The sequence below is a fragment of the Chryseobacterium daeguense DSM 19388 genome (genome assembly GCF_000430825.1).
Lineage (GTDB): Bacteria > Bacteroidota > Bacteroidia > Flavobacteriales > Weeksellaceae > Chryseobacterium > Chryseobacterium daeguense.
On the sequence record NZ_AUMT01000023.1, the window covers coordinates 1 to 25,163 of the forward strand.

The 25,163-nt window shown below is 38.1% G+C and carries 18 protein-coding genes; 9 read left to right on the top strand and 9 right to left on the bottom strand.

The features are described 5' to 3' along the window. A partial coding sequence (locus H560_RS0119025; protein WP_027381451.1) for a transposase occupies positions 1 to 284 on the bottom strand: 284 nt, incomplete at its 3' end. Between the two features lie 26 nt (positions 285 to 310). Between H560_RS0119025 and H560_RS0119030 the strand changes: the two genes are divergently transcribed. From H560_RS0119030 to H560_RS22595, 3 genes are all read left to right on the top strand, one after another. Next, positions 311 to 1,126: a GEVED domain-containing protein gene (locus H560_RS0119030; RefSeq protein ID WP_027381452.1), complete on the top strand. Its 816-nt coding sequence runs from the start codon at positions 311 to 313 to the stop codon at positions 1,124 to 1,126. Between the two features lie 184 nt (positions 1,127 to 1,310). Next, positions 1,311 to 4,229 (top strand): reprolysin-like metallopeptidase, encoded by a 2,919-nt coding sequence (locus H560_RS0119035; RefSeq protein ID WP_027381453.1) that lies wholly within the window; start codon positions 1,311 to 1,313, stop codon positions 4,227 to 4,229. Positions 4,230 to 4,558: 329 nt separating this feature from the next. Then, positions 4,559 to 11,020: a GEVED domain-containing protein gene (locus tag H560_RS22595; RefSeq protein ID WP_051289394.1), complete on the top strand. Its 6,462-nt coding sequence runs from the start codon at positions 4,559 to 4,561 to the stop codon at positions 11,018 to 11,020. Between the two features lie 212 nt (positions 11,021 to 11,232). On the opposite strand, the gene coaE is transcribed toward H560_RS22595, so the two are convergent. The 3 genes from coaE to ruvB all read right to left on the bottom strand — a co-directional run bounded on the left by coaE (position 11,233) and on the right by ruvB (position 14,164). Then, a complete protein-coding gene (coaE, locus tag H560_RS0119045; protein ID WP_027381454.1) occupies positions 11,233 to 11,817 on the bottom strand; it encodes a dephospho-CoA kinase in 585 nt (194 codons plus the stop codon). Positions 11,818 to 12,008: 191 nt separating this feature from the next. Further along, positions 12,009 to 12,875, bottom strand: a complete 867-nt coding sequence (locus H560_RS0119050) for an MBL fold metallo-hydrolase (protein WP_027381455.1) — start codon at positions 12,873 to 12,875, stop codon at positions 12,009 to 12,011. Positions 12,876 to 13,141: 266 nt separating this feature from the next. Continuing rightward, positions 13,142 to 14,164, bottom strand: a complete 1,023-nt coding sequence (gene ruvB, locus H560_RS0119055) for a Holliday junction branch migration DNA helicase RuvB (protein ID WP_027381456.1) — start codon at positions 14,162 to 14,164, stop codon at positions 13,142 to 13,144. A gap of 276 nt (positions 14,165 to 14,440) precedes the next feature. Here ruvB and hutI point away from each other — a divergent pair, with 276 nt between their 5' ends. From hutI to H560_RS0119080, 3 genes are all read left to right on the top strand, one after another. Continuing rightward, on the top strand, positions 14,441 to 15,664 hold the full coding sequence (gene hutI / locus H560_RS0119065; protein ID WP_027381457.1) for an imidazolonepropionase: 1,224 nt from the start codon (positions 14,441 to 14,443) through the stop codon (positions 15,662 to 15,664). 106 nt (positions 15,665 to 15,770) lie between these two features. Then, positions 15,771 to 16,691: a formimidoylglutamase gene (gene hutG, locus H560_RS0119070; protein WP_027381458.1), complete on the top strand. Its 921-nt coding sequence runs from the start codon at positions 15,771 to 15,773 to the stop codon at positions 16,689 to 16,691. Positions 16,692 to 16,824: 133 nt separating this feature from the next. Beyond that, a complete protein-coding gene (locus H560_RS0119080; RefSeq protein ID WP_051289395.1) occupies positions 16,825 to 18,120 on the top strand; it encodes an aldehyde dehydrogenase family protein in 1,296 nt (431 codons plus the stop codon). A 174-nt stretch (positions 18,121 to 18,294) separates the two neighbouring features. Here H560_RS0119080 and pyk read toward each other — a convergent pair whose 3' ends face one another. Genes pyk through H560_RS0119105 form a run of 5 tightly spaced genes read right to left on the bottom strand, consistent with a single transcriptional unit; the run spans position 18,295 to position 22,473 of the window. Continuing rightward, the gene (gene pyk / locus H560_RS0119085; RefSeq protein WP_027381460.1) at positions 18,295 to 19,740 is read right to left on the bottom strand and encodes a pyruvate kinase; all 1,446 of its coding nucleotides are present in this window, start codon (positions 19,738 to 19,740) and stop codon (positions 18,295 to 18,297) included. Continuing rightward, complete coding sequence (locus H560_RS0119090) at positions 19,733 to 20,206, bottom strand: IPExxxVDY family protein (protein WP_027381461.1); 474 nt, start codon at positions 20,204 to 20,206, stop codon at positions 19,733 to 19,735. The genes pyk and H560_RS0119090 overlap by 8 nt, the downstream gene beginning before the upstream one ends. Further along, the gene (gene rnc, locus H560_RS0119095) at positions 20,184 to 20,945 is read right to left on the bottom strand and encodes a ribonuclease III (RefSeq protein ID WP_027381462.1); all 762 of its coding nucleotides are present in this window, start codon (positions 20,943 to 20,945) and stop codon (positions 20,184 to 20,186) included. Before rnc ends, H560_RS0119090 begins: the two co-directional genes overlap by 23 nt. A 9-nt stretch (positions 20,946 to 20,954) precedes the next feature. Then, positions 20,955 to 22,199: a beta-ketoacyl-ACP synthase II gene (fabF, locus tag H560_RS0119100; RefSeq protein WP_027381463.1), complete on the bottom strand. Its 1,245-nt coding sequence runs from the start codon at positions 22,197 to 22,199 to the stop codon at positions 20,955 to 20,957. Between the two features lie 34 nt (positions 22,200 to 22,233). Beyond that, positions 22,234 to 22,473 (bottom strand): acyl carrier protein, encoded by a 240-nt coding sequence (locus H560_RS0119105; protein ID WP_002976354.1) that lies wholly within the window; start codon positions 22,471 to 22,473, stop codon positions 22,234 to 22,236. A 329-nt stretch (positions 22,474 to 22,802) separates the two neighbouring features. Between H560_RS0119105 and H560_RS0119110 the strand changes: the two genes are divergently transcribed. From H560_RS0119110 to H560_RS0119120, 3 genes are read left to right on the top strand one after another with little or no spacing between them, the layout of a single operon-like run. Then, positions 22,803 to 23,699, top strand: coding sequence for an oxidoreductase (locus tag H560_RS0119110; protein WP_027381464.1), 897 nt, complete (start codon positions 22,803 to 22,805; stop codon positions 23,697 to 23,699). Between the two features lie 51 nt (positions 23,700 to 23,750). Then, on the top strand, positions 23,751 to 24,557 hold the full coding sequence (locus H560_RS0119115; RefSeq protein ID WP_027381465.1) for a helix-turn-helix domain-containing protein: 807 nt from the start codon (positions 23,751 to 23,753) through the stop codon (positions 24,555 to 24,557). A gap of 7 nt (positions 24,558 to 24,564) precedes the next feature. Next, positions 24,565 to 25,047, top strand: coding sequence for a thermonuclease family protein (locus H560_RS0119120; protein ID WP_027381466.1), 483 nt, complete (start codon positions 24,565 to 24,567; stop codon positions 25,045 to 25,047). The last annotated feature ends 116 nt before the right edge of the window (positions 25,048 to 25,163 follow it).

Here is a 25,163-nt window from a genome sequence, read left to right on the forward strand (position 1 = left end):
TCTCTCTTGGAGAAGATGCCTACCGCCTTTTTTAAGATATCACGTTCAAGCTTTGTTTCTTCCAGTTCTTTGCGAAGTCTCAATAACTCTTCCCTTATTGGATCAGAGGATATTTGTTTTTCCTTGCTAAGTTTACCTTCTTTGTGAAGTTTTCGCCAATTAACGAGACTTTCTTTACAGATCCCAAATTCTTCAGCTACCGAGGATACATTGCCTCGCTGCTCACTTAAAGATACTGCTTGGATCTTAAACTCTAGACTGTAATTTTTTCTGATCTTTTTCATACTCTTAAAGATAAAGAGTATAAGAATTGTGTCCTAACAAAGTTAGCAACTCCAGTTCAGGAACTCCCGGAGTTTACTCTGCTTCTGCGAATTTTACTACTTTAGGAATTACATATTGTAATGCAACTAGTGCCGACGGACAATATAATTATATTTCCAATGTTACATTGGGAACGGTAAATAATACCACACCAGGAACCACATATTCAAACTTTACTGCTAATACAGCACTACAACCTACATTATCGCTTAATAGTTCAAATACAATAAGCGTTTCTATTACAACCAACCATCCGGGTGCTTCAAATAATGGAATGGCGGCATGGATAGATTTCAACAAAAATGGGATATTTGAAGCTAGTGAAAGAGTTTTGAATATGATTGTAACTGCTTTGCCAATAGGAACTACTCCTGTAACAGGTACATTTACAGTTCCGTCCACAGCGGTAACAAACTCCCCGTTAAGGATGAGAGTAGTGACTGTTTTAATGACTTCAGGATCTATAGGCAGTACTATTCCGGATTCGTTTGCATGTCTGTCTTTTCCGAATGGAGAGGTTGAAGATTATAATGTGTTTGTAAACGCTCCTTTGGCAACACATGAAGTCGCAGGTTCTAAAAATGATATTCAATTATATCCAAACCCGGTATCAGATATTTTAAATATTACTAAAGTTTCTGAAAAAGCGGGTTATAAGATTTATAATGCTGCCGGTCAATTAGTAAAACAGGGACATATCAGCAACAAGCAGATCAATGTTTCTGAATTAATTAAAGGAGGTTATGTAATTTCAATTGAAGATAAAGGGAATAACTTTACTTCCAAGTTTATTAAAAATTAATTTCAATTAAAATTTAGTATCAGAGTCTCCGGAATTTCCGGAGACTTTTTATTTTAAGCTAATAATGATTTACATATTTAGGAATAATAGGTTAAACGTTTATTAGTTAAAATATTAAATTATAGTATTTTTTTTTGGAAAATACGGAAATCAATGGTTATTTTTGAATCAAAATAATCCTTATATGAAAAAACTCATTACTACTTTGTTTTGTGGTTTAATAGGAGGGACCATGTTTGCACAATGGACTCCGGCTGCATTTGAAGGAAGATCAGAAAAATCTTCTAATGTAAGAAGTTACTATAAGCTGGATCTTAATAAAATAAGAACTCAGCTTAATGATGCTCAGGAAACAGGTAAAAACGCAAGACCTGTTGAGATTTCTTTACCGACTCTGGATGGGAAAATTGAAAAGTTTGCGGTGTATAGCTCTCCTGTAGTAGTTAAGGAACTGGCAGATCAATATCAGCTTGGATCTTATGTGGGAGTGGGGATAGATGATCCTTCTAAATATGTAAGATTTTCTGTAGCTCCGAATGATTTTCAGTCAATGATAATTAAAGATGGGGTTTACCAGTTTATCGATGCACAGAATGCAGACAAAACAGTTTATGGAGTACATGCCAAAACAGACAAAACCCCGGGAGGATTCGTTTGCAGCATGAATGAAAGTGCCCTGTCAAAAAAGCAGATGGATGCATTATACGCAAAAGGTAAAACGTTTGATAAAAATCCTACGAACTTTTCAAAATCTTCAGATCAGAAATTCAGAACAATGAGGCTGGCAATTTCTGTTACCGGAGAATATACGCAATACTTTGGAGGAACAGTAACAGGAGCACTTACAGCCATCAATGCTACCATGACCAGAGTAAACGGAGTTTTCGAAAAAGATTTTGCTTTACGTCTTCTTGTACAGAATTTCCCGAGTATAATCTATACCAATGCGGCAACAGATCCTTATTCTCCTGCAGCAACGGGAGCTGGTGGCGCATGGAATCTTGAATTGCAAGGGGTGTTAACTGCAAACGTAGGAAATGCTAATTATGATATCGGTCATTTATTTGGAGCTTCCGGAGGAGGTGGTAACGCAGGATGTATCGGTTGTGTTTGTACAGATCCTACCACTGCTGAGCCGGAAGGAAAAGGCTCAGGGTTTACATCTCCTGCAGACGGTATTCCTCAGGGTGATAATTTTGATATTGATTATGTTGCTCACGAAATGGGTCACCAGTTGGGGGCAAACCACACTTTCTCTCACAGTATTGAAGGAACTAATGTAAATATGGAGCCCGGTTCAGGTTCTACAATTATGGGATATGCCGGGATAGTTCCTGGTGCGAATGTGCAGATGCATTCTGATCCTTATTTCCATGTTGCAAGTATTATTCAGGTAGAAGATAATCTTTCTACTGTATCTTGTGATGTAGAAACAACGGTTACAAATAATCCGCCGGTAATCGGTGCTCTTACAGATTACACAATTCCTAAAGGAACAGCATTTGTTCTTACGGGAACAGCTACAGATGCCGAAAATGATCCTATGACTTATACCTGGGAACAGTTTGACACTGCTGCTACTTCGGTAACATCGGTTACTGGAAACAATGCTACCGGAGCGTTATTCAGATCTATTGCTCCTTCAGCTACAGGTCATACAAGATATTTCCCTAAATTCTCTTCAGTATTAGCAGGGAACCTTACAGTGCCTGCAGATTGGGAAACTGTTTCAAATGTAGCAAGACCTACAAACTTTGTTTTAACAGTAAGAGATAATAATCCTCTTTCTACTTCACAGCAGACACAGAGTGATATTGTAACGGTAACTGTAGGAAACAACGGTCCGTTTAAAGTAAACTCTACACAGGTTTATCACAATTTAGCAGCTGCTTTATTATGGGATGTTGCATCCACTAATGCTGCCCCGTATAATGTTGCGAATGTAAAAATAGATTATACTACAGATAACGGTGCTACGTGGACGGTTCTTTCTGCAAACACTCCAAACGACGGTGCGGAAAACTTTACTTTCCCTGCAGCACTGAACGGACAGAATATTAAAGTAAGAATTTCTTCTATCGGAAATATCTTCTATACAATCAAGCAGGTATTGGTAACTGCCGCACCTGCATGTAGCTCTGCTGCACCAACTAATATTGCTGTAAACGGAATTACTGCTACTGGTGCTACGGTAAGCTGGAATCCTACAGTGGGTGCTACTTATCAGATCAGATACAAGAAAATTACTGAAACAGCCTGGCAGCAGACAACTTCTTCAAGCAACTCTGTAATTTTAACAGGATTGGAAGAAGGTACTAAATATGATCTTCAGGTATTGACAATCTGCTCTGGTACTCCAAGTGCTTACAGTGCAAACAATCCATTTGTAACTGCTTCTGTAACTACTTATTGCGCACTTACTTCTGCTGATCCTTCAGAAGAATATATTTCTAATGTAACATTGGCAAACGTAAACAATACTTCCGGAGCGAGTACATACACAGATTACGGAACGGATGCAACTAAAATTGTTCATTTAGTAAGCGGATCTACAAACAATACAGTTTCTGTAACCAAAACTTGGGCAGCTGATATTTATTCTGAAGGAGTAAGAGTTTGGATTGATTTCAATAGAAATGGTACTTTTGATACTGATGAAATGGTAATGAACTCAGCTGCAAGCACAGTGCCTACAGTGAGCAGTACATTTACAGTTCCTGCAACAGCCGTTCAGAACAAAATGCTTAAAATGAGAGTAGCATTACGTTACAATACTGTAGCGGCACCTTGTACATCTTACACTTATGGAGAAGTTGAAGATTATAATGTGTTGGTAACTCCTACGGTATTGGCAACAAATGACGTGGCAGGGCCTAAGAATGATATACAGATGTACCCTAATCCGGTAGTGGATGTTATCAATATCACTAAAGTTTCTGATAAAGCAGCTTACAAAATCTACAGCGCTGCAGGACAATTAGTAAAACAGGGAACTATTAATAACGGACAGATTAATGTTTCTGAACTAATTAAAGGAGCTTATGTAATTTCAATTGATGATAAAGGAAAAGATACATTCACTTCCAAGTTTATCAAAAAATAATTTAAATTAATTTAAATAATGAAATCCTCAGGTCTTCCTGGGGATTTTTTTTTGTTCGAAATTTTGGATAGAGACATAAATAATTACATAACTCTACCATTTTAAGCAAATTCTACTATTGTTGAAAGTTCAATAAATAATCTTAAAATCAAGTAATAATTATGGAAAAGCCTTTAAATACGGAAAATTTTAAAATTTGGCTGTTATTTTTTATTATTGAAAACATATTTTAAAACGTTGTGAAATTTGTATAAAAAAAATAGATGTATTTGTAAATTAATAACAAAAAATGATTAGATTTGTGTAATTAATATAATATTGAGAAAGTTATGAAGAGAAAATTTACTTCTTTCTTTTTCCTCTTTTTGTTTGCGATAACCAGTGCACAATGGAATCCCACGACATTCAGGGGAGAAAAAATTAGAGCGAATACCGATATTAAAGGGTATTACACTCTAGACATTTCTTTACTAAAGTCTCAATTGGCAAATGCGCAGGAAACGGGTAAAAATGCAAAACCCGTCACCATATCATTGCCAACTTTGGATGGAAGAATTGAAAAATTTGCCGTTTACAGCTTCCCTGTGGTAGTGAAGGAACTGGCAAATGAGTATCAACTGGGCTCTTACGTGGGAGTTGGGATAGATGATCCCGGCAAATACCTGAGATTCAGCTTAGCACCTGATGATTTCCAATCAATGATCATCAAAAACGGCAAATACGAGTTTATAGAACCGGCCGACAAGAGCAAAACTGTTTACGGAGTGCACCCGAAAACAGACAAAAGCAATGAAGGCTTCCTTTGTTCTATGAATGAAGACAGATTATCAAAACAGGAAATTGAAAATCTGTACACGACAGGAAAAGCATTTTCTAACCAGACAATGAATTTCTCTAAAAGTTCTGACAAAAAGTACAGAACAATGAGACTTGCAATGTCTGTGACAGGAGAGTACACCCAGTATTTCGGAGGGACAGTTGCTGCGGCACTTACCGCTATCAATGCTACTCTTACAAGAGTAAATGGTGTATTTGAAAAAGATTTTGCTTTGCATTTAATTTTACAAAACTTTCCGGGGGTAATCTATACCAATCCGGCTACCGATCCTTATTCACCTGCTGCTACAGGAGCCGGCGGTGCATGGAACCTTGAGCTTCAGCAGACACTTACAGCCAATGTAGGAAATACAAACTATGATATCGGGCACTTATTTGGTGCTTCCGGAGGTGGTGGTAATGCAGGATGTATCGGCTGTGTATGTGTAAACCCTGTTAATAATGCTGTTGACACAGAAAAGGGTTCAGGATTTACTTCTCCCGCAGATGCTATTCCGCAGGGAGATAATTTTGATATTGACTATGTAGCTCACGAAATGGGTCACCAGTTCGGAGCTAATCATACATTTTCACACGGTCTTGAAGGGGCTGGTGTAAATCAGGAGCCAGGTTCAGGGTCTACCATTATGGGATATGCGGGAATCACAGGAGCCAATACAGATGTTCAGCCTCACTCTGATCCCTATTTTCATATCGCTAGTATCAAGCAGGTTCAGGCTAATTTAATCAGTAAAACCTGTGATGTAGAAACTGTAATTACAAACAACCCTCCTGTAATTGCTGCTTTACCTACTTACAACATTCCTAAAGGAACAGCTTTCGTTTTAACGGCTTCTGCTACAGATGCAGAAAATGACCCAATGACGTATTGCTGGGAAGAGGTAGATAATGCAAGTGTTACAATTAATAAAAATAACTTGGGAAATACCGCTACCGGTGCTTCTTTCAGATCATTGAGCCCTACTACGAGCCCTACAAGATATTTTCCTAAATTATCTTCGGTTCTTGCAGGGGTTTTAAATAATTCAAACAACGGATGGGAATCAGTTTCCTCTATTGCAAGAAACTCTAAGTTTGCGGTAACAGTAAGAGATAATAATCCTGCTGCCAACCAGCAGCAAACTCAGTTTGCAGAACAGACAATCACAGTAGGAAATGACGGTCCTTTCAAGGTAACCACTACAACGGCTTACAACAATGGTCCTACCACTGTTGCATGGGATGTTGTAAATACTACAGCTGCTCCTTATAATGTGGCCAATGTTAAAATTGACTATACTACAGATAACGGAGTAACATGGACTGTTCTGTCTGCTTCAACAGCTAATGATGGCAACGAATCTTTTAATATTGCAGGTCTTACGGTAGGTAATACTGTGAAAATAAGAGTAGCTGCTATCGGAAACGTATTCTATGCTATCGGAAGTGCTACGGTTGCGAGCTTAGCTGCATGTACAGGTGCTCCTCCTGCAGGTATTACCGTTACGGCAATTACGCAGACATCAGCTACAGTTTCCTGGACTGCTGCTGCAGGTGCAACTTATGTAATTCAGTATCGTCCGGTAGGAAGTGGTACATGGGTTACTGTAACCTCTACAGGAAACTCAATAGGCCTTACAGGTCTTAGTGATGGCATTCAGTATGAAGTGCAGGTGGCTACGGTTTGTGCCGGTGTTCAGGGAGCATTCTCTGCATCTACCAACTTTACAACTCCGGGACTTACTTACTGTACAATGACGTCCAGTAACTTTGGTTCAGAATATATTTCGAATGTTACGGTAACTCCGGTAGGAGCTGCCATTATGAGCAACAACTCTGCAGGTTCTACTTATACCGATTATACTGCTACACCGAGTGCATTAGTAAATTTGGTTATAGGATCTACTGGTAATACAGTTTCTGTTACTAAATTCTTCCCGGGTACAATCTGGAGCGAAGCAGTAGGAGTTTGGATTGACTTCAACAGAAACGGAGTATTCGAAGCTACTGAGCAGGTGATGAACTCACCTTCAAGCACAACTACTCCGGTTTCGGCTACATTCAATGTTCCTGCAACGGCTTACAACGGCCCTGCGACAACAAGAATGAGAGTTGCCATGAGATACAATACTTCTCCGGTAATGTGTCAGAGCTTTGGAGACGGGGAAGTTGAAGATTATGCTGTAAAATTAATCCAGCCGATCCCTTGTACAAGTAATGCTCCTTTAAACCTTACAGTAACCAACCTTACAGCAACTTCTGCTTATGTAATGTGGGATCCAATCACAGGTGGTACTTATGTTTTACAATGGAGACCGGTAGGTTCTACTACATGGACTACAGTTCCTTTAACAACGCCGGCTTATACTATTACTGGTTTAACAGAGATGACTCAGTATGAAGTTCAGGTGGCTTATGTTTGTTCAGGAACTACGGGTACTTATACTGCTCCTTATCAGTTTACGACACCTCAGGTTACGTATTGTAACAATACGCCTGTAAATAATACGAATGGTTATATTTCTAATGTAACAATTACTCCTACAGGATCGTATGTAATGAGTAGTAATACAGGGCCAAGTACTTATACCAACTATTCTGCAGACCCTGCAAAACTGGTAACATTAGTACGTACCTCTACAAATAACTCTATTTCTGTATCTAAATCTTGGACAGGAACTTTCCAATCCTTCCTGGCAGTTGGTGCATGGATTGACTTTAACAGAAATGGTATCTTCGAAACAGCGGAAAGAGTAATCAGTACTACAACAAGTACAACTACTCCTATCAGTGCGACATTCACGGTACCTGCAACTTCTTACGCCGGACCATTAACGCTTAGAATGAGAATTATATTCTCTACAAGTACGATCAGTGATCCGTGTGCGAACGTTAATGAAGGTGAGGTAGAAGATTATGCTGTGAAGATTATTGATGCTTCACCGTGTACAACGGCTCCGCCTACACCAATTATTGTTTCAAACGTAACAGCTGCTACAGCTCTTGTTTCATGGGTGAGTACTACAGGTGCTACCTATACATTAAGATACAGAACAGGTACAGGTGCATGGACTACCATAGCTGCTGCTACAAACCCTTACCCAATTACAAACCTGAATGCTTCTACAACGTATGAAGTGCAGGTGGCTACAATCTGTGGCGGTACTACCGGTGCATGGTCAAATTCTGTAAACTTCACAACTCCGGCAAGTACTTATTGTAATTCCGGTACGGCAACTGTTACCAACGGTTTCATTAATAATGTAACGGTAACGGGAACTGCTACTCCAATGATGTCTAATAACTCCGGACCTACTACATATACGGATTATTCTAACGATGCTACTAAGATTGTTACTTTAGCTCGTAACTCTACAAATAATATCCTTTCTGTAGGAAGAACAATCCTGTCCAGTACATATTCTACTTATGCATGGATAGATTTCAACGGGGACGGAATATTTAATAATAACCCAAGTACTGTTCCGGGTGGAGAAAGAATCATGAACTTAGGATTCTCATCTACAACACCTGTTACGGCTAACTTCGCTGTTCCTGCTGGAGCATACTCTGGAACGAATAAAGTTAAAATGCGTGTGATTGTATATTTCAACACACCTACAGATGCTTGTTCGCCTCTTACAAGTAACGGAGAAGTTGAAGATTATCAGGTTAAATTTATTGATATCCAGCCTTGTACTACAGCAGCGCCGCAAGGTATTGTAGTTACAAATATTGCAGCTACTACAGCTACTGTGTCTTGGATTTCTGCTACAGGGGCTACTTATCTGGTAAGATGGAGAACTACTTCACCGGTAGGTGCATGGAACGTATCTCCGGCTCCTATTACAGGAAACAGCTACAATATAACAGGCCTTACTGAGCAGACAGCTTATGAAGTGCAGGTGGCTACTATTTGTGGTGGTACTCAGGGACCTTGGTCTGCATCAATACCATTTACCACTACACCTATTACTTACTGTAATATGACGGGTACAGGAACTACGGATTTCATTTCTAATGTTACGGTTACTCCTGTAAACCCTGGTCTTCCGGTAGTTAATAATACTTCGGTTCAGACAAATTATATTTTATACAATACTCCTGCTACACTTATTAATCTTGAGATAGGATCTACAGGTAATAAGCTTTCCGTAGCGAAAGGATGGTCCAGTGGAACGCAAAGTGATGCGGTATCTGCATGGATCGACTTTAACAGAAACGGCGTATTTGAATCTACAGAACAGATTATGAATTCTGCAGCGAGTACTACCACTCCTGTAACAGCACTGTTCAGTGTACCTTCAACTGCTTATAGCGGAGCTCTTACTACTACCATGAGAGTTGTTCTGAAACGCTCAAGTGCTCCGGTAATGTGCCAGAATGCCATAAATGGTGAAGTAGAAGATTACACGGTAAAATTAAGACCTTGTAACACAACCATGCCTACAAACGTAGCGATCAATACGATCACTCACGTTTCTGCCAACGTAAACTGGACGGTACCAGCCGGTACGCTTACATTTGTTGTAAGATACAGAGTAGCCGGTACTACACCATGGACGGAAGTTATTGCTTCTACACTTTCAGGGAACCCTCCTTTACCGTTAACAGGTTTAACGCCTGCTACAACGTATGAGGTTCAGGTAGCTGCAAGCTGTGGAACTACTCCGGGTACATTTACAAATATTCAGACATTCACTACGAGATGTGATCCTACACCTCCGAATGTTACAATAGGTACTGTAACTACAAACTCGGCAGTTGTAAACTGGGCACCGATTGCAGCAAGCTCTACGTATGTAATAAGATACAGAATCGTAGGAACTACAACGTGGACTACAGTAAACGTTACAACTCCTCCTTTCGGTTCTTATACAATTACAGGTCTTAGCCCGTATACAACGTATGAGGTACAGATAGCAAATATGTGTAACGGTGAAACTACGGTAAACCCTTGGTCTAACCCTAAAGTATTTACTACAGAAAGAACTTGTGAATTACCGCCTCCGGGACTTACAATTACTAACCTTACGCCTAATACGGCAGTAGTGGTTTGGGATCCGTTCCCGGGTGCTACTTATATCCTTAGATATAGAAAGGTAGGTGTTCCGAGCTGGACGAATGTTCCTTCTTCTACAAATACAGTTACATTGACTGGTTTAACAGAGCTGACTCAGTATGAAATGCAGGTAGCAAACGTATGTAGTGGTACTCCTGGTACATATACACTGCCATATTTCTTCACTACACCTACTGTAGTGTACTGTCAGATGACTTCTACTGTTTCGAATTCAGAACATATTTCAAAAGTTACTGTAACTCCGAATGGTAAGCCTAAGATGGAAAACCCGTCTGCTGCATCCAACTACACAGATTATACAGGTATTCCTGCCACATTTATCGAGCTGGTACAAGGTTCTTCAAACAACCAGATTACTATCGAGAAAAAATTATCAGGAAATGCTGAAGCCGGAGTTGCTGTCTGGATAGACTTCAATAGAAACGGATATTTCGATATAAACGAAAGAATCATGGCTGTAGCTCCTAATAATCAGCAGACGGTAAGCGGAACATTCACAGTACCGGCAGATGCATTCATCAGCCTTACAGACTACAAATATGTAGTGATGAGAGTGGCAATGGCAAAAGATGCTATCCCTGTGAACTGTGCAAACTTCCCGAATGGTGAAGTAGAAGATTACACCGTAAGAATTTCTAAAACTATTGTACCGAACCCGCTGAACCAAACGGATATCTTAATTTATCCTAACCCGGTAAGCACAGTATTGTATGTGAAAAATATCAGCAAAAGAGCGAATTATAAGATCTACAACGCTGCAGGACAATTAGTTTCAAACGGAATTATCTTAAACAACAAGATTGATGTTCATGCACTTATCAATGGAGTTTATGTAATAGACATCCAGGATGGAGATGCAATATCTGTTCAGAAGAAATTTATCAAAGAATAGAAATGACCATTTAATATTAATCCAATTCAATAGGCTCTCAGCAATGGGAGCCTATTTTTTTGATTAGCTTTATGTAATTAAAATGGTTTCTGGCACGTTCAGCATAACAAACAGTTGGTATTCGCGGAGTCATGCTAAGCTCTCGAAGCATTTATAAACATTACTAAGACAATAAAAAAACTCGCTGGATTTATTTCCAGCGAGTTTTAATTTTATTCGATGTCGAAGATCACTTTTTCGGTATGTACCTTTAGATCTTCCAGATTTGTATTGTTGTAAATAATGCAGTCTGCGAGTTTTATTTTGTCTTTTTCCGGCATCTGCTTTTCCATGACGGATTGTACTTCGCGGTAGGTTTTTCCATCCCGGTCCATCACTCTTTTTATCCGGATGTTATCTTCTGCAGTAACCAGAATAGATTTATAGCATTCCAGATTAAGCTTTAATTCAAATAATAAGGCTGTTTCCTTAAATATTAAATATTTCGTCTGTTTTTTCACCCAATCCTCAAAGTCAACGCGAACTGCAGGATGAATGATTTCATTTAATTTTTGAAGCAGATCTTTATCATTAAAGACCTTTTCAGCGACGAATTTTCTGTCATAAAGGCCATTTTCATCGTAAGCATCTTCCCCTAAAAGATTTTTTATTTTTAGCTTTAAATCAGGGTTGTCATTCACGATATCTTTAGCCCTTTCATCCGAATAATAAACCGGAAATCCAAATTCTTCAATGAATCCGGCAACCGTAGTCTTTCCGGATCCTATGCCGCCGGTAAGCCCGATGATTTTCGGCACATTTTCTGAACCGGTATTTAATAATTGTTCAAATTTGAATATGTTCCCCTGATGAATATCTGCATTATATTCAGAATGAACTGCAAAATTCGGTTCTTTATAAGTATGATCATGATGGTTATTGGGGTTTCCGCTATGACCTAAATCGTCACTTCCGGAATCATGCCCAAAATCGCTGGTATCACTCATATCTAATATCCAAAAACATCATTAAAACTAAAAGTCTCATCCAGCCTTACGCCTTTTTCGGTCATTTTCAGGCTTGCCAGCTCATTGTGGGCATCGTGTTCAAAGAACAGCAAGTATTCATTGTCCACACACTGCTTTAAGAATTTTCCTTTTTCTTCCATTGTTAGAAGAGGTCTTGTATCATACCCCATTACATATACGGGGTTGATATGTCCCGCCGTAGGAATAAGATCGGCTGCAAATACAATCGTTTTATCCTGGTATTGGATAACGGGAAGCATTTGCTTTTCTGTGTGGCCGTCTACAAAAATAACATCCATTTTCAGGTCTGGGGCGAAACCGTAATTACCCGTTGTAGGAAGTGGTAAAAAGTTCAGCTGCCCACTTTCCTGCATGGGAATAATATTTTCCTTTAAAAAACTTGCTTTTTCTCTTGCATTTGGCTCTGTAGCCCATTTCCAGTGGTTTTCATTAGTCCAGAACTGTGCATTTTTGAAAGCCGGTCTGTAACCCGTTCTGTCATCGTTCCACTCAATAGCGCCTCCACAATGATCAAAATGAAGGTGGGTAAGAAAAACATCAGTAATATCTTCCTTTACAAACCCATATTTTTTTAAGTTTTTGTCTAAATTATCATCTCCCCAAAGAGAATAATGGCCAAAGAATTTTTCATCCTGTTTGTTTCCAAGACCGCAATCAATCAAGATTAATTTTTTGCCGTCTTCTACAAGAAGGGAGCGTGTTCCCAGCTCGATTAGGTTTTTTTCGTCTGCAGGATTGGTTTTTTCCCACAGACTCTTCGGGACGACCCCAAACATGGCACCGCCATCCAGTTTAAATTTTCCACATTGTATTGGATATAATTTCATATAATATTAAGTTTGTTATAATGTATTATTTATGTTAAATGTTTACCGCAAAATTTACTCTTAATTCTTAAACTAAATAAACTTTGTTTATTCTTTATTAAACATTAAGTAGTTAAGAATTCTTTCTACAATTATAATTAAGCAATCAATAAAATTGATTTTGAAGGTTTTAATAAACTTCTTACTCTTAATTTCTTAATGTTGAAAAAGTGGCCTTCGCCTTTATAACTTAGGATGAACATCTTTTATCAACAATAAATTTAATCTTAAAAAAGTTCTCCCGGATTTCTCGGAATTGCAATATTCAAATGTTTGTACGCTTTTTCTGTCACTTCACGGCCTCTGGGCGTTCTGATGATAAATCCTTCCTGAATTAGGAATGGTTCATACACCTCTTCCAATGTTTCAGGATTTTCTGCAATAGATGTTGCCAACGCGGAAATCCCGACAGGTTTCCCTTTGAAATTTTCTATCATCACACGCATAATTTTGTTGTCCATTTCATCCAGACCGAATTCATCAACATTTAAAGAATTTAAAGCATATTTTGTAATATTAATTTCAATTTCGCCATTTCCTTTAATCTCCGCAAAGTCACGAACCCTTCTTAAAAGAGCATTCGCAATTCTTGGGGTTCCGCGGCTTCTTCTCGCAATTTCAATCGCTGCGTCTTCATAAATTTTCACACCCAAAACTCTTGCGCTTCTGATGATGATCATCGACAGTAATTCTATTGTATAATATTCCAGCCTGCTCTGAATCCCAAATCTTGCCAGCATCGGTTTTGTCAGCATTCCGCTTCGGGTAGTAGCTCCTACCAGTGTAAAAGGATTTAAGCCGATCTGAACACTTCTTGCATTCGGGCCGGTTTCCAGCATGATATCAATTTTATAATCCTCCATTGCAGAATACAGATATTCTTCCACAACAGGAGAAAGACGGTGTATCTCATCAATGAAAAGCACATCATTTTCCTCAAGATTGGTCAATAAACCGGCTAAACTGCCTGGTTTATCCAAAACAGGTCCTGAAGTAATTTTACAGTTTACTCCTAATTCATTCGCAATAATATTAGCTAACGTCGTCTTTCCCAAACCGGGAGGCCCATGTAATAAAACATGGTCCAGCGCACCGCCGCGTTTCTTGGCAGCAGTCACAAAAACTTCAAGGTTTTCCAAAGTTTTCCTCTGTCCCGCAAAATCTTTAAAGCTTTGGGGACGGATCTGCTCTTCCTGCAAAAGTTCTTCGCGGGAGAAATTGTCTTTATCTGGATGTAAAAAATCAGGCATTAACTCATTTTCATTTACTTCAAAGATAGGAAAATTTAGGCTAAGGTTTATAGGGCGAATACCAATGAAAATTAAGATTTGAGAACAACAGATATTTTAAGTATTTTTGAGAGAGAAAATTTTAAAGATAAAAATGTTCAGCTGATAACGGTGCTTGAGATTCCTGAGGAATGACAATTGAATGTAGAGTTTGTTTCCTGAAAGAACCTAAGCAAAATAATTTGACTGTCTCTGAACCATTATTTTTATCTGAGTTTTAGCTTAATATTAAAATAAATGAAATTAATTGGTCCTTTCAAGCAGGTGGTAACCCTTGCCAACCTTCCTTTAAGAGGAAAACTTTCTGATGAGCAGCTTGAAATTATTGTTGACGGAGGAATTTTAATAAAAGACAATAAAATTCAAAAAGTCGGAAATTTTGAAGATTTAAAATCTGAACATCAAAATGTAGAAATAGAAACCATTGAAGGCGAACAAATCGTTCTCCCTGCCTTCGTAGATTCGCATACCCATATTTGCTTTGGTGGAAACCGTGCGAATGATTTTGCGATGAGAAATGCGGGTAAAACGTATCTGGAAATCGCTGAAAGCGGCGGTGGAATCTGGAGCTCTGTTCAGCATACTAGAAATGCTTCGGAAGAAGAATTATTAAAAACTTTGCTGGAAAGAATCAATTTCCTGATTTCTCTCGGCATCACAACTATTGAAGTAAAAAGCGGTTACGGCTTAGACCTTGAAAACGAGCTGAAAATGCTCCGAATCATCAAGAAAGCACAGGAGAAAACAAAAGCAACACTGATTCCGACTTGTCTTTCCGCTCATTTAAAACCTAGAGATTTCGATGGAAGCAATGAAGAATATCTGCAATATATTTTAGCTGAAATTTTACCTAAAGTAAAAGAAGAAAACCTGGCAAAACGCGTTGATATTTTCATCGAAAAATCTGCTTTTCAGCCGGAAGAAAGTAAGGTTTTTTTACTTAAAACTAAAGATTTAGGTTTTGAAATAACCGTTCATGCGGATCAGTTTACTCCGGGAAGTTCAAGAATTGCAGTTGAGGCAGGTGCGAAGTCAGCAGACCATCTGGAAGCAACTGTTGATGAAGATATTGAGTTTTTAGCTAAATCTGATACCGTGGCAACTGCTCTTCCGGGAGCAAGCTTAGGCCTTGGTGAAAAATTTACTCCGGCAAGAAAATTATTGGATGCAGGAGCTATTTTAGCGATCGCCAGCGATTGGAATCCTGGTTCTGCACCGATGGGTAATCTGATTACCCAGGCATCTATTCTCGCGACATTTGAAAAGCTTACAACGGCGGAAGTTCTGGCAGGAATAACTTTCCGTTCTGCTTTTGCGCTTGGTTTAGAAGACAGGGGGGCATTGATGGAAGGAATGAAGGCGGATTTCGTAACTTTTAAAACGGATAACTTTCAGAATATTCTTTATAATCAGGGGAGCCTGAGGGCGGAGAATGTTTATATTGATGGACTGAAAGTTTAACAAGTAATGGTGGCTCGAGAATCTCAGCTACCAGGCATTAATTAAAACTACTATTTAGGTGGCTGAGGTTCTCGAAGCCACACTGTTTTATAAATAATTTGAAAGAATGAACAATATCTGGCAGGGAAGACTGGATGGTGAAGAACTTCTTTACCACAGAATATTTCAAAGAGTAAGGGAAGAAAGTGATTATGATACGATTTCAACTAATGATTTCGTTTTACACGGATTTGCAGTTGATGAAGGTGTTCGAAGAAATAAGGGAAGGCAGGGCGCCAAAGATGCTCCGGATATTATCAGGAAAAATATGGCAAATTTTCCGGTGATCATGCCTGATTTTTCTTTACTTGATTTCGGAAATGTTACCTGTGAAAACGGTGATCTGGAAAAAGCACAGCATAATCTCGCCAAAAATGTATCCAAAGTTCTTTTGAAGGACGGAAAATCAATTGTTCTGGGAGGCGGGCATGAGGTTACCTATGCGCATTATCTGGGTGTGAAAACAGCTTTTCCTGAACAAAAAATTGGCATTATTAATATCGATGCCCACTTTGACAACAGACAGCCTGAAAATGGAGTAGGAGCAAGCTCGGGAACAGGGTTTTGGCAAATAGCTCAGGAAGAAGAAATTAATTCTTTACATATCGGAATTCAGAGGAATTCAAATACGTTAAAATTATTTGATACAGCTCATCAGTATGGAATGAAATATATCTTAGCAGACGAATTATTTTTCGAGAATTTACCTTCGATTTACCAGAGAATTGATGATTTGCTGGAAAGTGTGGACTATCTTTATTTAACAATCTGTATGGATGTTTTCAATGCATCCATTGCACCGGGAGTATCTGCTTCTGCATATAATGGGATTTTTGCAGATTCGGCGTTTATGCATCTGTACCGTCATATTTTAAAGAGTGAAAAGCTTCTTGCTCTTGATGTGGCAGAAGTAAACCCGGCTTATGATATTCAGGACAGAACGGCAAGACTGGCTGCTACTCTTATTAATGAATGGTTTATGGTTTAAGTTAAATAACATCCTTTCGATAGAAAAAATCACTATTTTATTTAATTATAAGGAACAAAATTTGTTGCTTTCATCGTGCTTTTAATGGAAGCATTTATAAATTCATTTTTTTTGAATTTAACTAATACTGAATATGGAACAATTAATTGAAAATAAATTAAATACAGCAGATCAGGCATTTTCAGCTTGGAAAAAAGTGCCTTTTGAAGAAAAGCAGAAGCTGATTGCAAAAGCTGCTGAAATTTTAAAAAGCAACGCTGAAAAATTCGGGACAATCATTACAAAAGAAATGAATAAACCGATCTCACAGTCTATTGTAGAAGTGGAAAAGTGTGCCCTAATGATGAATTATTATGCTGATGCAGAGAATATTTTACAACCCGAAAAGGTAGCTTCTGAGTATGCTTATTCTGAAATTCATTATGTTCCGAAAGGAGTAATTTTGGGTGTCATGCCGTGGAACTTTCCTTTCTGGCAGGTTTTGAGATTCTCTGTTCCAGCTATTTTGGCGGGTAATACGGTGGTTCTGAAACATGCTTCAATATGTTTTGGAAGCGGAAATGCGATAGAGGAGGTTCTGTTGGAAGCAGGCTTTCCACAAGGTGTTTTCCAGAATCTTGAAATAGGGCATGGAGATGTAAAAGAAGTCCTTGAACATAAGGCTGTCGCAGGGGTAAGCCTTACCGGGAGTGAGAGAGCCGGAGGTGAAGTAGCTTCCATTGCCGGAAAAAATATTAAAAAATCTTTACTTGAATTAGGCGGAAGCGATGCGTTTATAGTATTGGATGATGCAGATCTTGATGAAGCGGCAAAAGTAGGTGCGCAGGCAAGACTTCAAAATTGCGGGCAGACTTGTGTGGCCGCAAAAAGATTTATTATTGATGAAAAAATAGAGGATGTTTTTCTTCCGAAATTCATTGAAGAATATAAAAAGTTTGTTCCTGCGGATTCTATGGATAAGGAAACAAAAATTGCAGGAATGGCACGGCCGGACCTGGCGGATGATTTAGAAAAACAATTCAATAAAGCACTGGAAAACGGAGCAGAAATTATTATTCCTTTGGAAAGAATTTCAGATAATGAATTTAATCCCGGTTTGATAAGAGTACAGGAAGGAAACCCTATCTTAAAAGAAGAGCTTTTCGGTCCTTTGGGGATGGTGATGGTGGCTAAAAATGATGAAGAAGCTTTAGAAATGGCCAATAATATTCCTTTTGGGCTTTCCAATTCTGTCTGGACGAGAAGCAAGGACCGTCAGTTATTTTTTATTGAAAATCTGGAATCAGGAACGGTAAACATCAACAGAATGACGAGCTCAGATCCGCGTTTCCCTTTTGGAGGAACCAAATCATCAGGTTACGGAACGGAGCTTTCTTTATTGGCTTTAAAAGAATTTGTAACGGCAAAAACCGTTGTAGGAAATAGTTAAAAATAGAGGAAGGAAGCTGGAAGGGAGAAGCTGGAAGTTTACAAAAATATCTTTAAACTCACTTCATTTTTACACAGCTTACAGTTATAAAACAAAACTCACGAAATTATTCGTGAGTTGTTTTTTTTATAAGAAAAGCATTTTGCTTATTAGCTCTTTGCCTTTTGCTTTAAATTAAACTGTTGTAAGTCTCAATGTATTTGTTTTTCCACCTTCGTAAGACGGTGTAGCATTGATATTGATTACAAAATCTCCACTCTCGATATATCCGTAGTTGTGCGTAAGCATGTTTACCTGGATGATCGTTTCATCAGTAGATTTCTTCATATCATAATAATAGGCATGAACTCCCCAAAGAAGATTCAGCATGGTAATAACCCTCTTATTTCCGCTGTATACGATGATGTGAGAATTCGGTCTGTGGGCTGCAAGCTGAAATGCTGTATAACCCGAGCTTGTTAAAGTAACGATGGCAGAAACATTTGTAGTTTTTGCGATTCTTACTGCTGCAAGACAAACCCTGTTCGTAATGAATCTTTCATCAATACAATTGAAATCTTTTTCTATCGGTTCGTTTTTGTGTTGATAGAAATGGGTTTTTTCAATGTTTTGAACAATTTTAGCCATATTCTCAACTACCTGCACCGGATATCTTCCTACAGAGGTTTCTCCGGAAAGCATCACAGCATCTGCACCGTCCAGTACAGAGTTGGCAACGTCATTTACCTCCGCTCTTGTTGGCGTTAAGCTATTTATCATCGTTTCCATCATCTGGGTCGCAATGATTACAGGTTTTGAATAGAATCTTGCTTTCTCCACCAATGTTTTCTGAATCGCCGGAACTTCTTCCATAGGAACCTCAACTCCTAAATCTCCACGGGCAACCATCAATCCATCGCATTCCAATAAGATTTCATCAATATTTTTTACACCTTCAGGTTTCTCAATTTTCGCGATAATCGGAGTTTTGAATTTACCATTCGGGTGCTTTGAAATTAATTCTTTCAGATCAATAATATCCTGAGCATGACGAACGAATGAAAGCGCAATCCAGTCAACCTCCTGATCAAGCATGAAATTGGCGTCCTGAATGTCTTTTTCCGTTAAAGCAGGCAGAGAAACATTGGTATTAGGAAGGTTTACACCTTTTTTAGAGCTTAATGGCCCCCCTTGAATCGTTTTTGCTTTTACCGTATCTTTTTCGTTGGTTTCAGTTACTTCTAAAACAAGCTTACCGTCGTCAATAAGGATTCTTTCACCCACCTTTACATCCTGTGGAAACTGTTGGTAGGTCATGAATACCTTGGTAGAATCCCCTTCAATTTTTTCATTAGTGAAGGTAAGAATGTCACCAGGGTTAAGATATGAGCCTTCTTTTACAACGCCAACTCTCAGTTTAGGACCTTGTAAATCTCCCAAAATCCCTACTGAGAAGCCGTATTCTTTATTCAGCTCTCTGATTATTTCTATATTTGTTCGAACTAAGTCATAATCCGCATGTGAGAAATTGATTCTAAAAACATCAACACCTGCTCTCATTAATCCTAACATTACTTCCTTCGACGATGAAGCCGGTCCAAGTGTTGCGATAATTTTTGTCTTCTTTAAATACTTATTCATAATACTGGATAATTTGATAAAGTTCCTCATCAGAACTTAGTGTGTAATCTTGAATCGGAAACACAAGATTTTCAGGGAGCAAAATTACGGAAAAATCAGGAAACTGTTCCGAACTATGCAAAATATATTGCACATCTACCTGATTATTTAATAAAAACTTAATGTTTTCTTCTTCTGCAAAGAGCTCAGTCTGTATTTTTTTTTGTTTACTTTCTGAAGATTTGTTTGAAATGAAGGTAAAACAGGTTTTGGTATACTTGTGATAAGCTTCAAATCTCGGAAAATAATAATCATAATAATCACCATGAAAGATAAGGTCTTTCTTTCTGTAAAATGTAAGGTCGTTATTCTGATTTATTTTATAGAAAAACTCATGATCGGGTATATTCTTTGCTAATCTTACCAAGCCTATGGTAATATCTTCAAATTCTATATCATCAAGATCATAAAGTTTTTGAATTTCCAAGTATGTTTTCTTTTTTGTTTAAAATATAAAATGCTCTCTGCGCTGCCTTTTCTTCTGCTTTTTTCTTGGAAGTTTCTGTGGCATTCGCAATTTTTTCTTCTCCAAGCCATACATGGCACCGGAAAACAATTGATTTATTCACCTGGATTTCCTCACAGGTTTCGTACTTTATATTTAATTTTTTCTTCTGGCTCCATTCGAGCAAAAGACCTTTGTAGCTTACAATTTTATTTTCAAGCTTGTTAATTTCAGTAGGGGTCAAAAGTTTCTCCAAAATGATCTTTCTGCAAGTATCATACTGGAAATCCAGATAAACGGCTCCTACCAGTGCTTCAAATAAATTTCCGGAAATATTTTCGCCTAAAGCTACTGAACCCGACTTCTGAAGCAGGTTTGTAAGTTTAAGATCTTCTCCTAATTTATTAAGATTCTTCCTATTAACAATCTTAGATTTCATCTGTGTCAGGTATCCTTCATTAGCCTGAGGATAAGTCTGGAACAGATGACAAGAAATAATTGTACCCAAAACAGAATCCCCTAAAAATTCAAGCCTTTCGTAATTGCTGTCTTGATTTTTAGAAGAGCTTTTCAAAGAAAAAGCTTCACGGTAGAGCGCAACATTTTGTACCTCAGTACCTAATATTTTGCTGAGCTCGTTACTGAGAAAATAATCTCTCTCCGTTAATTGTCTTTTTCTGTTTTTGAGAAGGAATTTAGAAAAGTATTTCTGTAACTCCATTCATTGAATTTAGATTTTCGTAAATAGAACGCAGGCATTATGCCCACCAAACCCAAAAGTATTACTCATGGCTACTTTTACATCTTTCTTCGCAGCTTCGTTGTACGTAAAGTTCAGTCTGCTGTCAATATTTTCATCATCAGTAAAATGGTTGATGGTAGGAGGAACAATACCATGAATAATAGTTCCTAACGCAGCGATAGCTTCAATAACCCCTGCTGCACCCAAAAGGTGGCCGGTCATTGATTTTGTAGAATTAATCTGAATGTCGTAGGCGTGCTCTCCTAATAATTTCGAAATTGCGTTGGATTCTGCAATATCTCCTAATGGAGTAGATGTACCGTGCATATTGATATGATCTACTTCATCAGCAGTTAATCCTGCGTCTTCCAAACAGTTTTTCATTACCAGATAAGCTCCTAAGCCTTCAGGATGCGGGGCTGTCATATGGTGTGCATCAGCACTGAGACCTCCACCTTTTAATTCCGCATAAATTGTAGCACCACGTTTTACCGCGTGCTCATACTCCTCAAGAATGATACATCCTGCTCCTTCACCCAGTACAAAACCATCTCTGTCTTTGTCAAAAGGCCTTGAAGCTGTTGTAGGATCGTCATTTCTTGTAGAAAGTGCCATCATTGCATTGAATCCACCGACACCACTTGCTGTAACGGCTGCCTCAGAGCCTCCACATACAATCACGTCTGCTTTTCCCAGCTGAATCAGCATTTTGGAATCAATTAAAGCGTTTGCTGAAGATGCACATGCAGAAACAGTAGTATAATTCGGACCATGGAAACCATACTCGATTGAGATGTGTCCCGGAGTGATGTCCGCAATCATTTTCGGAATAAAGAAAGGGTTGAATCTAGGAATGTCTGTATTTGCCCATCCTAAAACTTCAGTTTCGAAAGTCTCTAAACCTCCTATTCCTGATCCCCAGATTACGCCGACTCTGTTTTTATCTACATTATCTTCAATAAGCCTTGAGTGTTGTACCGCTTCTCTTGCAGCTACAAGCCCAAGCTGTGTATTTCTATCCATTTTTTTTGCTTCTTTCTTATCGAAATGCTGCAGCGGATCGAAATTTTTCACTTCGCAAGCGAATTTTGTTTTAAAGTTTGTGGCATCAAAAAGAGTAATTGGAGCAGCACCGCTCTCACCTTTTACAAGATTTTCCCAGTATTCTTTTGCATTATTTCCAATCGGTGTTATTGCGCCAAAACCGGTTACAACTACTCTTTTTAATTCCATAAACTTTGTTTAATTTCTTTTTTGTTGAAGAATATTATTTATTTACTACTTCCTCGATATAAGCGATAGCGTGCCCTACAGTAGTAATTTTTTCAGCTTGATCATCAGGGATTTGAATGTTAAATTCTTTTTCAAATTCCATAATTAGTTCAACTGTATCTAGTGAATCAGCTCCTAAATCGTTAGTGAAGCTAGCTTCAGGAGTTACTTCTGTTTCTTCAACGTCAAGCTTATCAGCGATGATAGCTTTTACTCTTGATGCAATGTCTGACATAGTAAATTATTTTTTTAATTGTTAGATGGTGCAAATATATAAAATTCTTTACGATAAAACATTTTTTTAGTCTTTTTTGTGGCGTGCAGGTACTTATTTTGTTGTTTTCGGGTTTAGTGTTTTCGTTTTCAGGTATTTATATTTTAGGCTTCAGGAAGGTTATTTCTTTATCGTTAAAATAAAAATTTGTGGCTACCACCATATATATAGGATAAGAAACTGAGCTGAAAGGAAATGACTTTTTAAACAAAGTAAGATTGAGCTTTTTAACAAAACGGATGCTTTGAGTTTTAAAGGAAATTTGTATCAAACAAAAATCAATCAATAAAATGAAAAAGATCTGGTTTATCACAGGAAGCTCAAAAGGTTTAGGAAAAAGCCTTGTAGAAGCAGTTTTATTAAAAGGGGATTATGTAGTGGCTACCGCAAGAAATCCTGAACAGCTTAACGATTTATTAAAAAAATATCCAGAGCAGCTATTAACACTTAAGCTTGATGTTCAAAACAAAGAGCAAATCTATGAAGCTGTGGAGAAAGCTGTTAATCACTTTGGGAGAATAGATGTTTTGGTGAATAATGCTGGTTTTGGAATTACCGGTGCGGCTGAAGCATTTACTAATGAACAGGTGAGAAATCAGCTGGAAGTGAATCTGTACGCACCTATAGAAGTAACGAGAGCAGTCTTACCCTACATGAGAAAGCAGCGTTCGGGACATATTCTCCAGATCAGCTCTATTGGCGGAAGGGTAGGAAATGCCGGCCTTTCAATTTATCAGGCTGCAAAATTCGGGCTTGCAGGTTTTTCTGAATCTTTAAGTAAGGAAGTCGCACCCTTAGGAATAAAGGTTACAAGCATTGAACCCGGCGGTTTCCGTACCGACTGGGCTGGAGCGTCCATGAGCTTTGCAGAAGATGTTGAAGGTTATGAAAAAACGGTAGGCGGGGTAAAAGAACATTTACTTTCAGGGAAATTTGTCCCGATGGGTGATCCCGCCAAGGCTGCAAAAGTAATGATTGAGATTGCAAATAATGAAAACCCTCCATTGCATCTGGTTTTAGGAAGTGAAGCTGCTGCCATTTTAAAAGATGCTGATCTTCAAAGAAAAGAAGAATTTGAAAAATGGCTGGATGTAACTGTTTCCACGGATCATGATGATGCTGTAAGCATCTTTGAAACAGAATATGGAAAACAATTTTTAACTAATAAAGGAAATAACGTAAAATAATTTAATAATGAGACTGTAAAAAGTGCGGTCTCATTTTTTATATTTGTAGTAATGAAAGCTAAAAAAGAAGATTTTGGAAATATTGTTTATTCCTGTTATGCTGAAGTGAGCCGGCAGGGAGAACATTTCGTTTCAGATCATGTTTTGAGTTATCAGATTGCCGGAGATTTAGTTCTTAATGACGGGGTCAAAGATTATTCTGCTTCGGATGAATCTATCCGTTTTTTGAAGCGGAACCAGCTTTTAAAATTCACCAAGCAGCCCCCGAAAGAAGGAGAATTTAAATCTTTATCCATTCACCTGGGTCAGCAGGCTCTAAAGGATTTCAGCCTGGAATACGGGATGACTGCTGAGAAAAAACAGGCTAATAAGCCTTTATTATTGCTAATGGAAAATCCGGTATTGCAAAATTTTATGCAGTCGCTGATGATGTATCAGTTTTCGGATATTCTTTCTGATCCAAGACTGGTAGAGCTAAAAATAAAAGAAGTTTTGATTCTTTTGTTACAGGAAGCGCCTGAACTGAAGGATGTTTTGTTTGATTTTAATGAGCCCGGAAAACTGGATATCGAGGCATTTATGAATAAAAATTTTCATTTTAATGTGAATCTGGATCGTTTTGCTTACTTAACGGGAAGAAGCCTGGCGACTTTCAAGTGGGATTTTGAGAAAATATTTGGCATTACGCCCGGAAAATGGCTGCTGCAGAAAAGGCTTCAGGAGGCGCATTACCTGCTGGAGAAGGGAAGGATGGCTTCTGATATTTACCTTGATCTCGGCTTTGAGGATCTTTCTCACTTTTCATTTGCATTTAAAAAGCAGTATGGCCTGGCTCCGAGTAAAATAATTTCAATGTAAATTTTTAATGAAAAAACTTCTTTACCTTATTCTCTTTCTTATTTCCAACTTATTTTTTACACAGATAAAAGGAAAGGTAGTTGGCATTAAAGATGGAGACACAGTAGTAGTTCTTTTACCCGATAATACTCAGGAAACACTCAGGCTGGCTGATGTGGATTGTCCTGAAAACGGGCAGCCGTTCGGTAAAAATGCAAAACGGTTTACGAGTTCACAGGTTTTTGGAAAGAAGGTGACCTTTTACAGGATAGGAAAAGACAGGTACAGAAGAGTTATCGCAAAAGTTTTTTATGAAAATAATAAATATCTTTCCGCTGAAATTATAAAAGCAGGCTTTGGATGGTGGTATTATAAAGCTTCAAAAAATACAGGACTTCAAAATCTGCAGGAACAGGCTAAAACTAAGAAATCAGGTTTGTGGGCTGATAAAAATGCTATAGCTCCGTGGGACTTTAGAAAAAATAAAAAGAAAAAAATAGCTGATATTTAATAAGTACAAATGGCAGAAAATATACAATAATAAGCAAAACTTACCCAATAGAGAATTGATTTAAAATTTCTATTTTTTAATGAAAACTTAGTTTATAGAAAATTTTAGGCTGACTT

Excerpts from the sequence above, each read along its gene's own strand:
- rnc (WP_027381462.1), bottom strand. The coding sequence starts at position 20,945 with ATGGAGTTACAGAAATACTTTTCTAAATTCCTTCTCAAAAACAGAAAA.
- H560_RS0119080 (WP_051289395.1), top strand. The coding sequence starts at position 16,825 with ATGGAACAATTAATTGAAAATAAATTAAATACAGCAGATCAGGCATTT.
- ruvB (WP_027381456.1), bottom strand. The coding sequence starts at position 14,164 with ATGCCTGATTTTTTACATCCAGATAAAGACAATTTCTCCCGCGAAGAA.
- H560_RS0119120 (WP_027381466.1), top strand. The coding sequence starts at position 24,565 with ATGAAAAAACTTCTTTACCTTATTCTCTTTCTTATTTCCAACTTATTT.
- hutI (WP_027381457.1), top strand. The coding sequence starts at position 14,441 with ATGAAATTAATTGGTCCTTTCAAGCAGGTGGTAACCCTTGCCAACCTT.
- H560_RS22595 (WP_051289394.1), top strand. The coding sequence starts at position 4,559 with ATGAAGAGAAAATTTACTTCTTTCTTTTTCCTCTTTTTGTTTGCGATA.
- pyk (WP_027381460.1), bottom strand. The coding sequence starts at position 19,740 with ATGAATAAGTATTTAAAGAAGACAAAAATTATCGCAACACTTGGACCG.
- H560_RS0119035 (WP_027381453.1), top strand. The coding sequence starts at position 1,311 with ATGAAAAAACTCATTACTACTTTGTTTTGTGGTTTAATAGGAGGGACC.
- H560_RS0119110 (WP_027381464.1), top strand. The coding sequence starts at position 22,803 with ATGAAAAAGATCTGGTTTATCACAGGAAGCTCAAAAGGTTTAGGAAAA.
- H560_RS0119105 (WP_002976354.1), bottom strand. The coding sequence starts at position 22,473 with ATGTCAGACATTGCATCAAGAGTAAAAGCTATCATCGCTGATAAGCTT.
- H560_RS0119115 (WP_027381465.1), top strand. The coding sequence starts at position 23,751 with ATGAAAGCTAAAAAAGAAGATTTTGGAAATATTGTTTATTCCTGTTAT.
- hutG (WP_027381458.1), top strand. The coding sequence starts at position 15,771 with ATGAACAATATCTGGCAGGGAAGACTGGATGGTGAAGAACTTCTTTAC.
- fabF (WP_027381463.1), bottom strand. The coding sequence starts at position 22,199 with ATGGAATTAAAAAGAGTAGTTGTAACCGGTTTTGGCGCAATAACACCG.
- H560_RS0119050 (WP_027381455.1), bottom strand. The coding sequence starts at position 12,875 with ATGAAATTATATCCAATACAATGTGGAAAATTTAAACTGGATGGCGGT.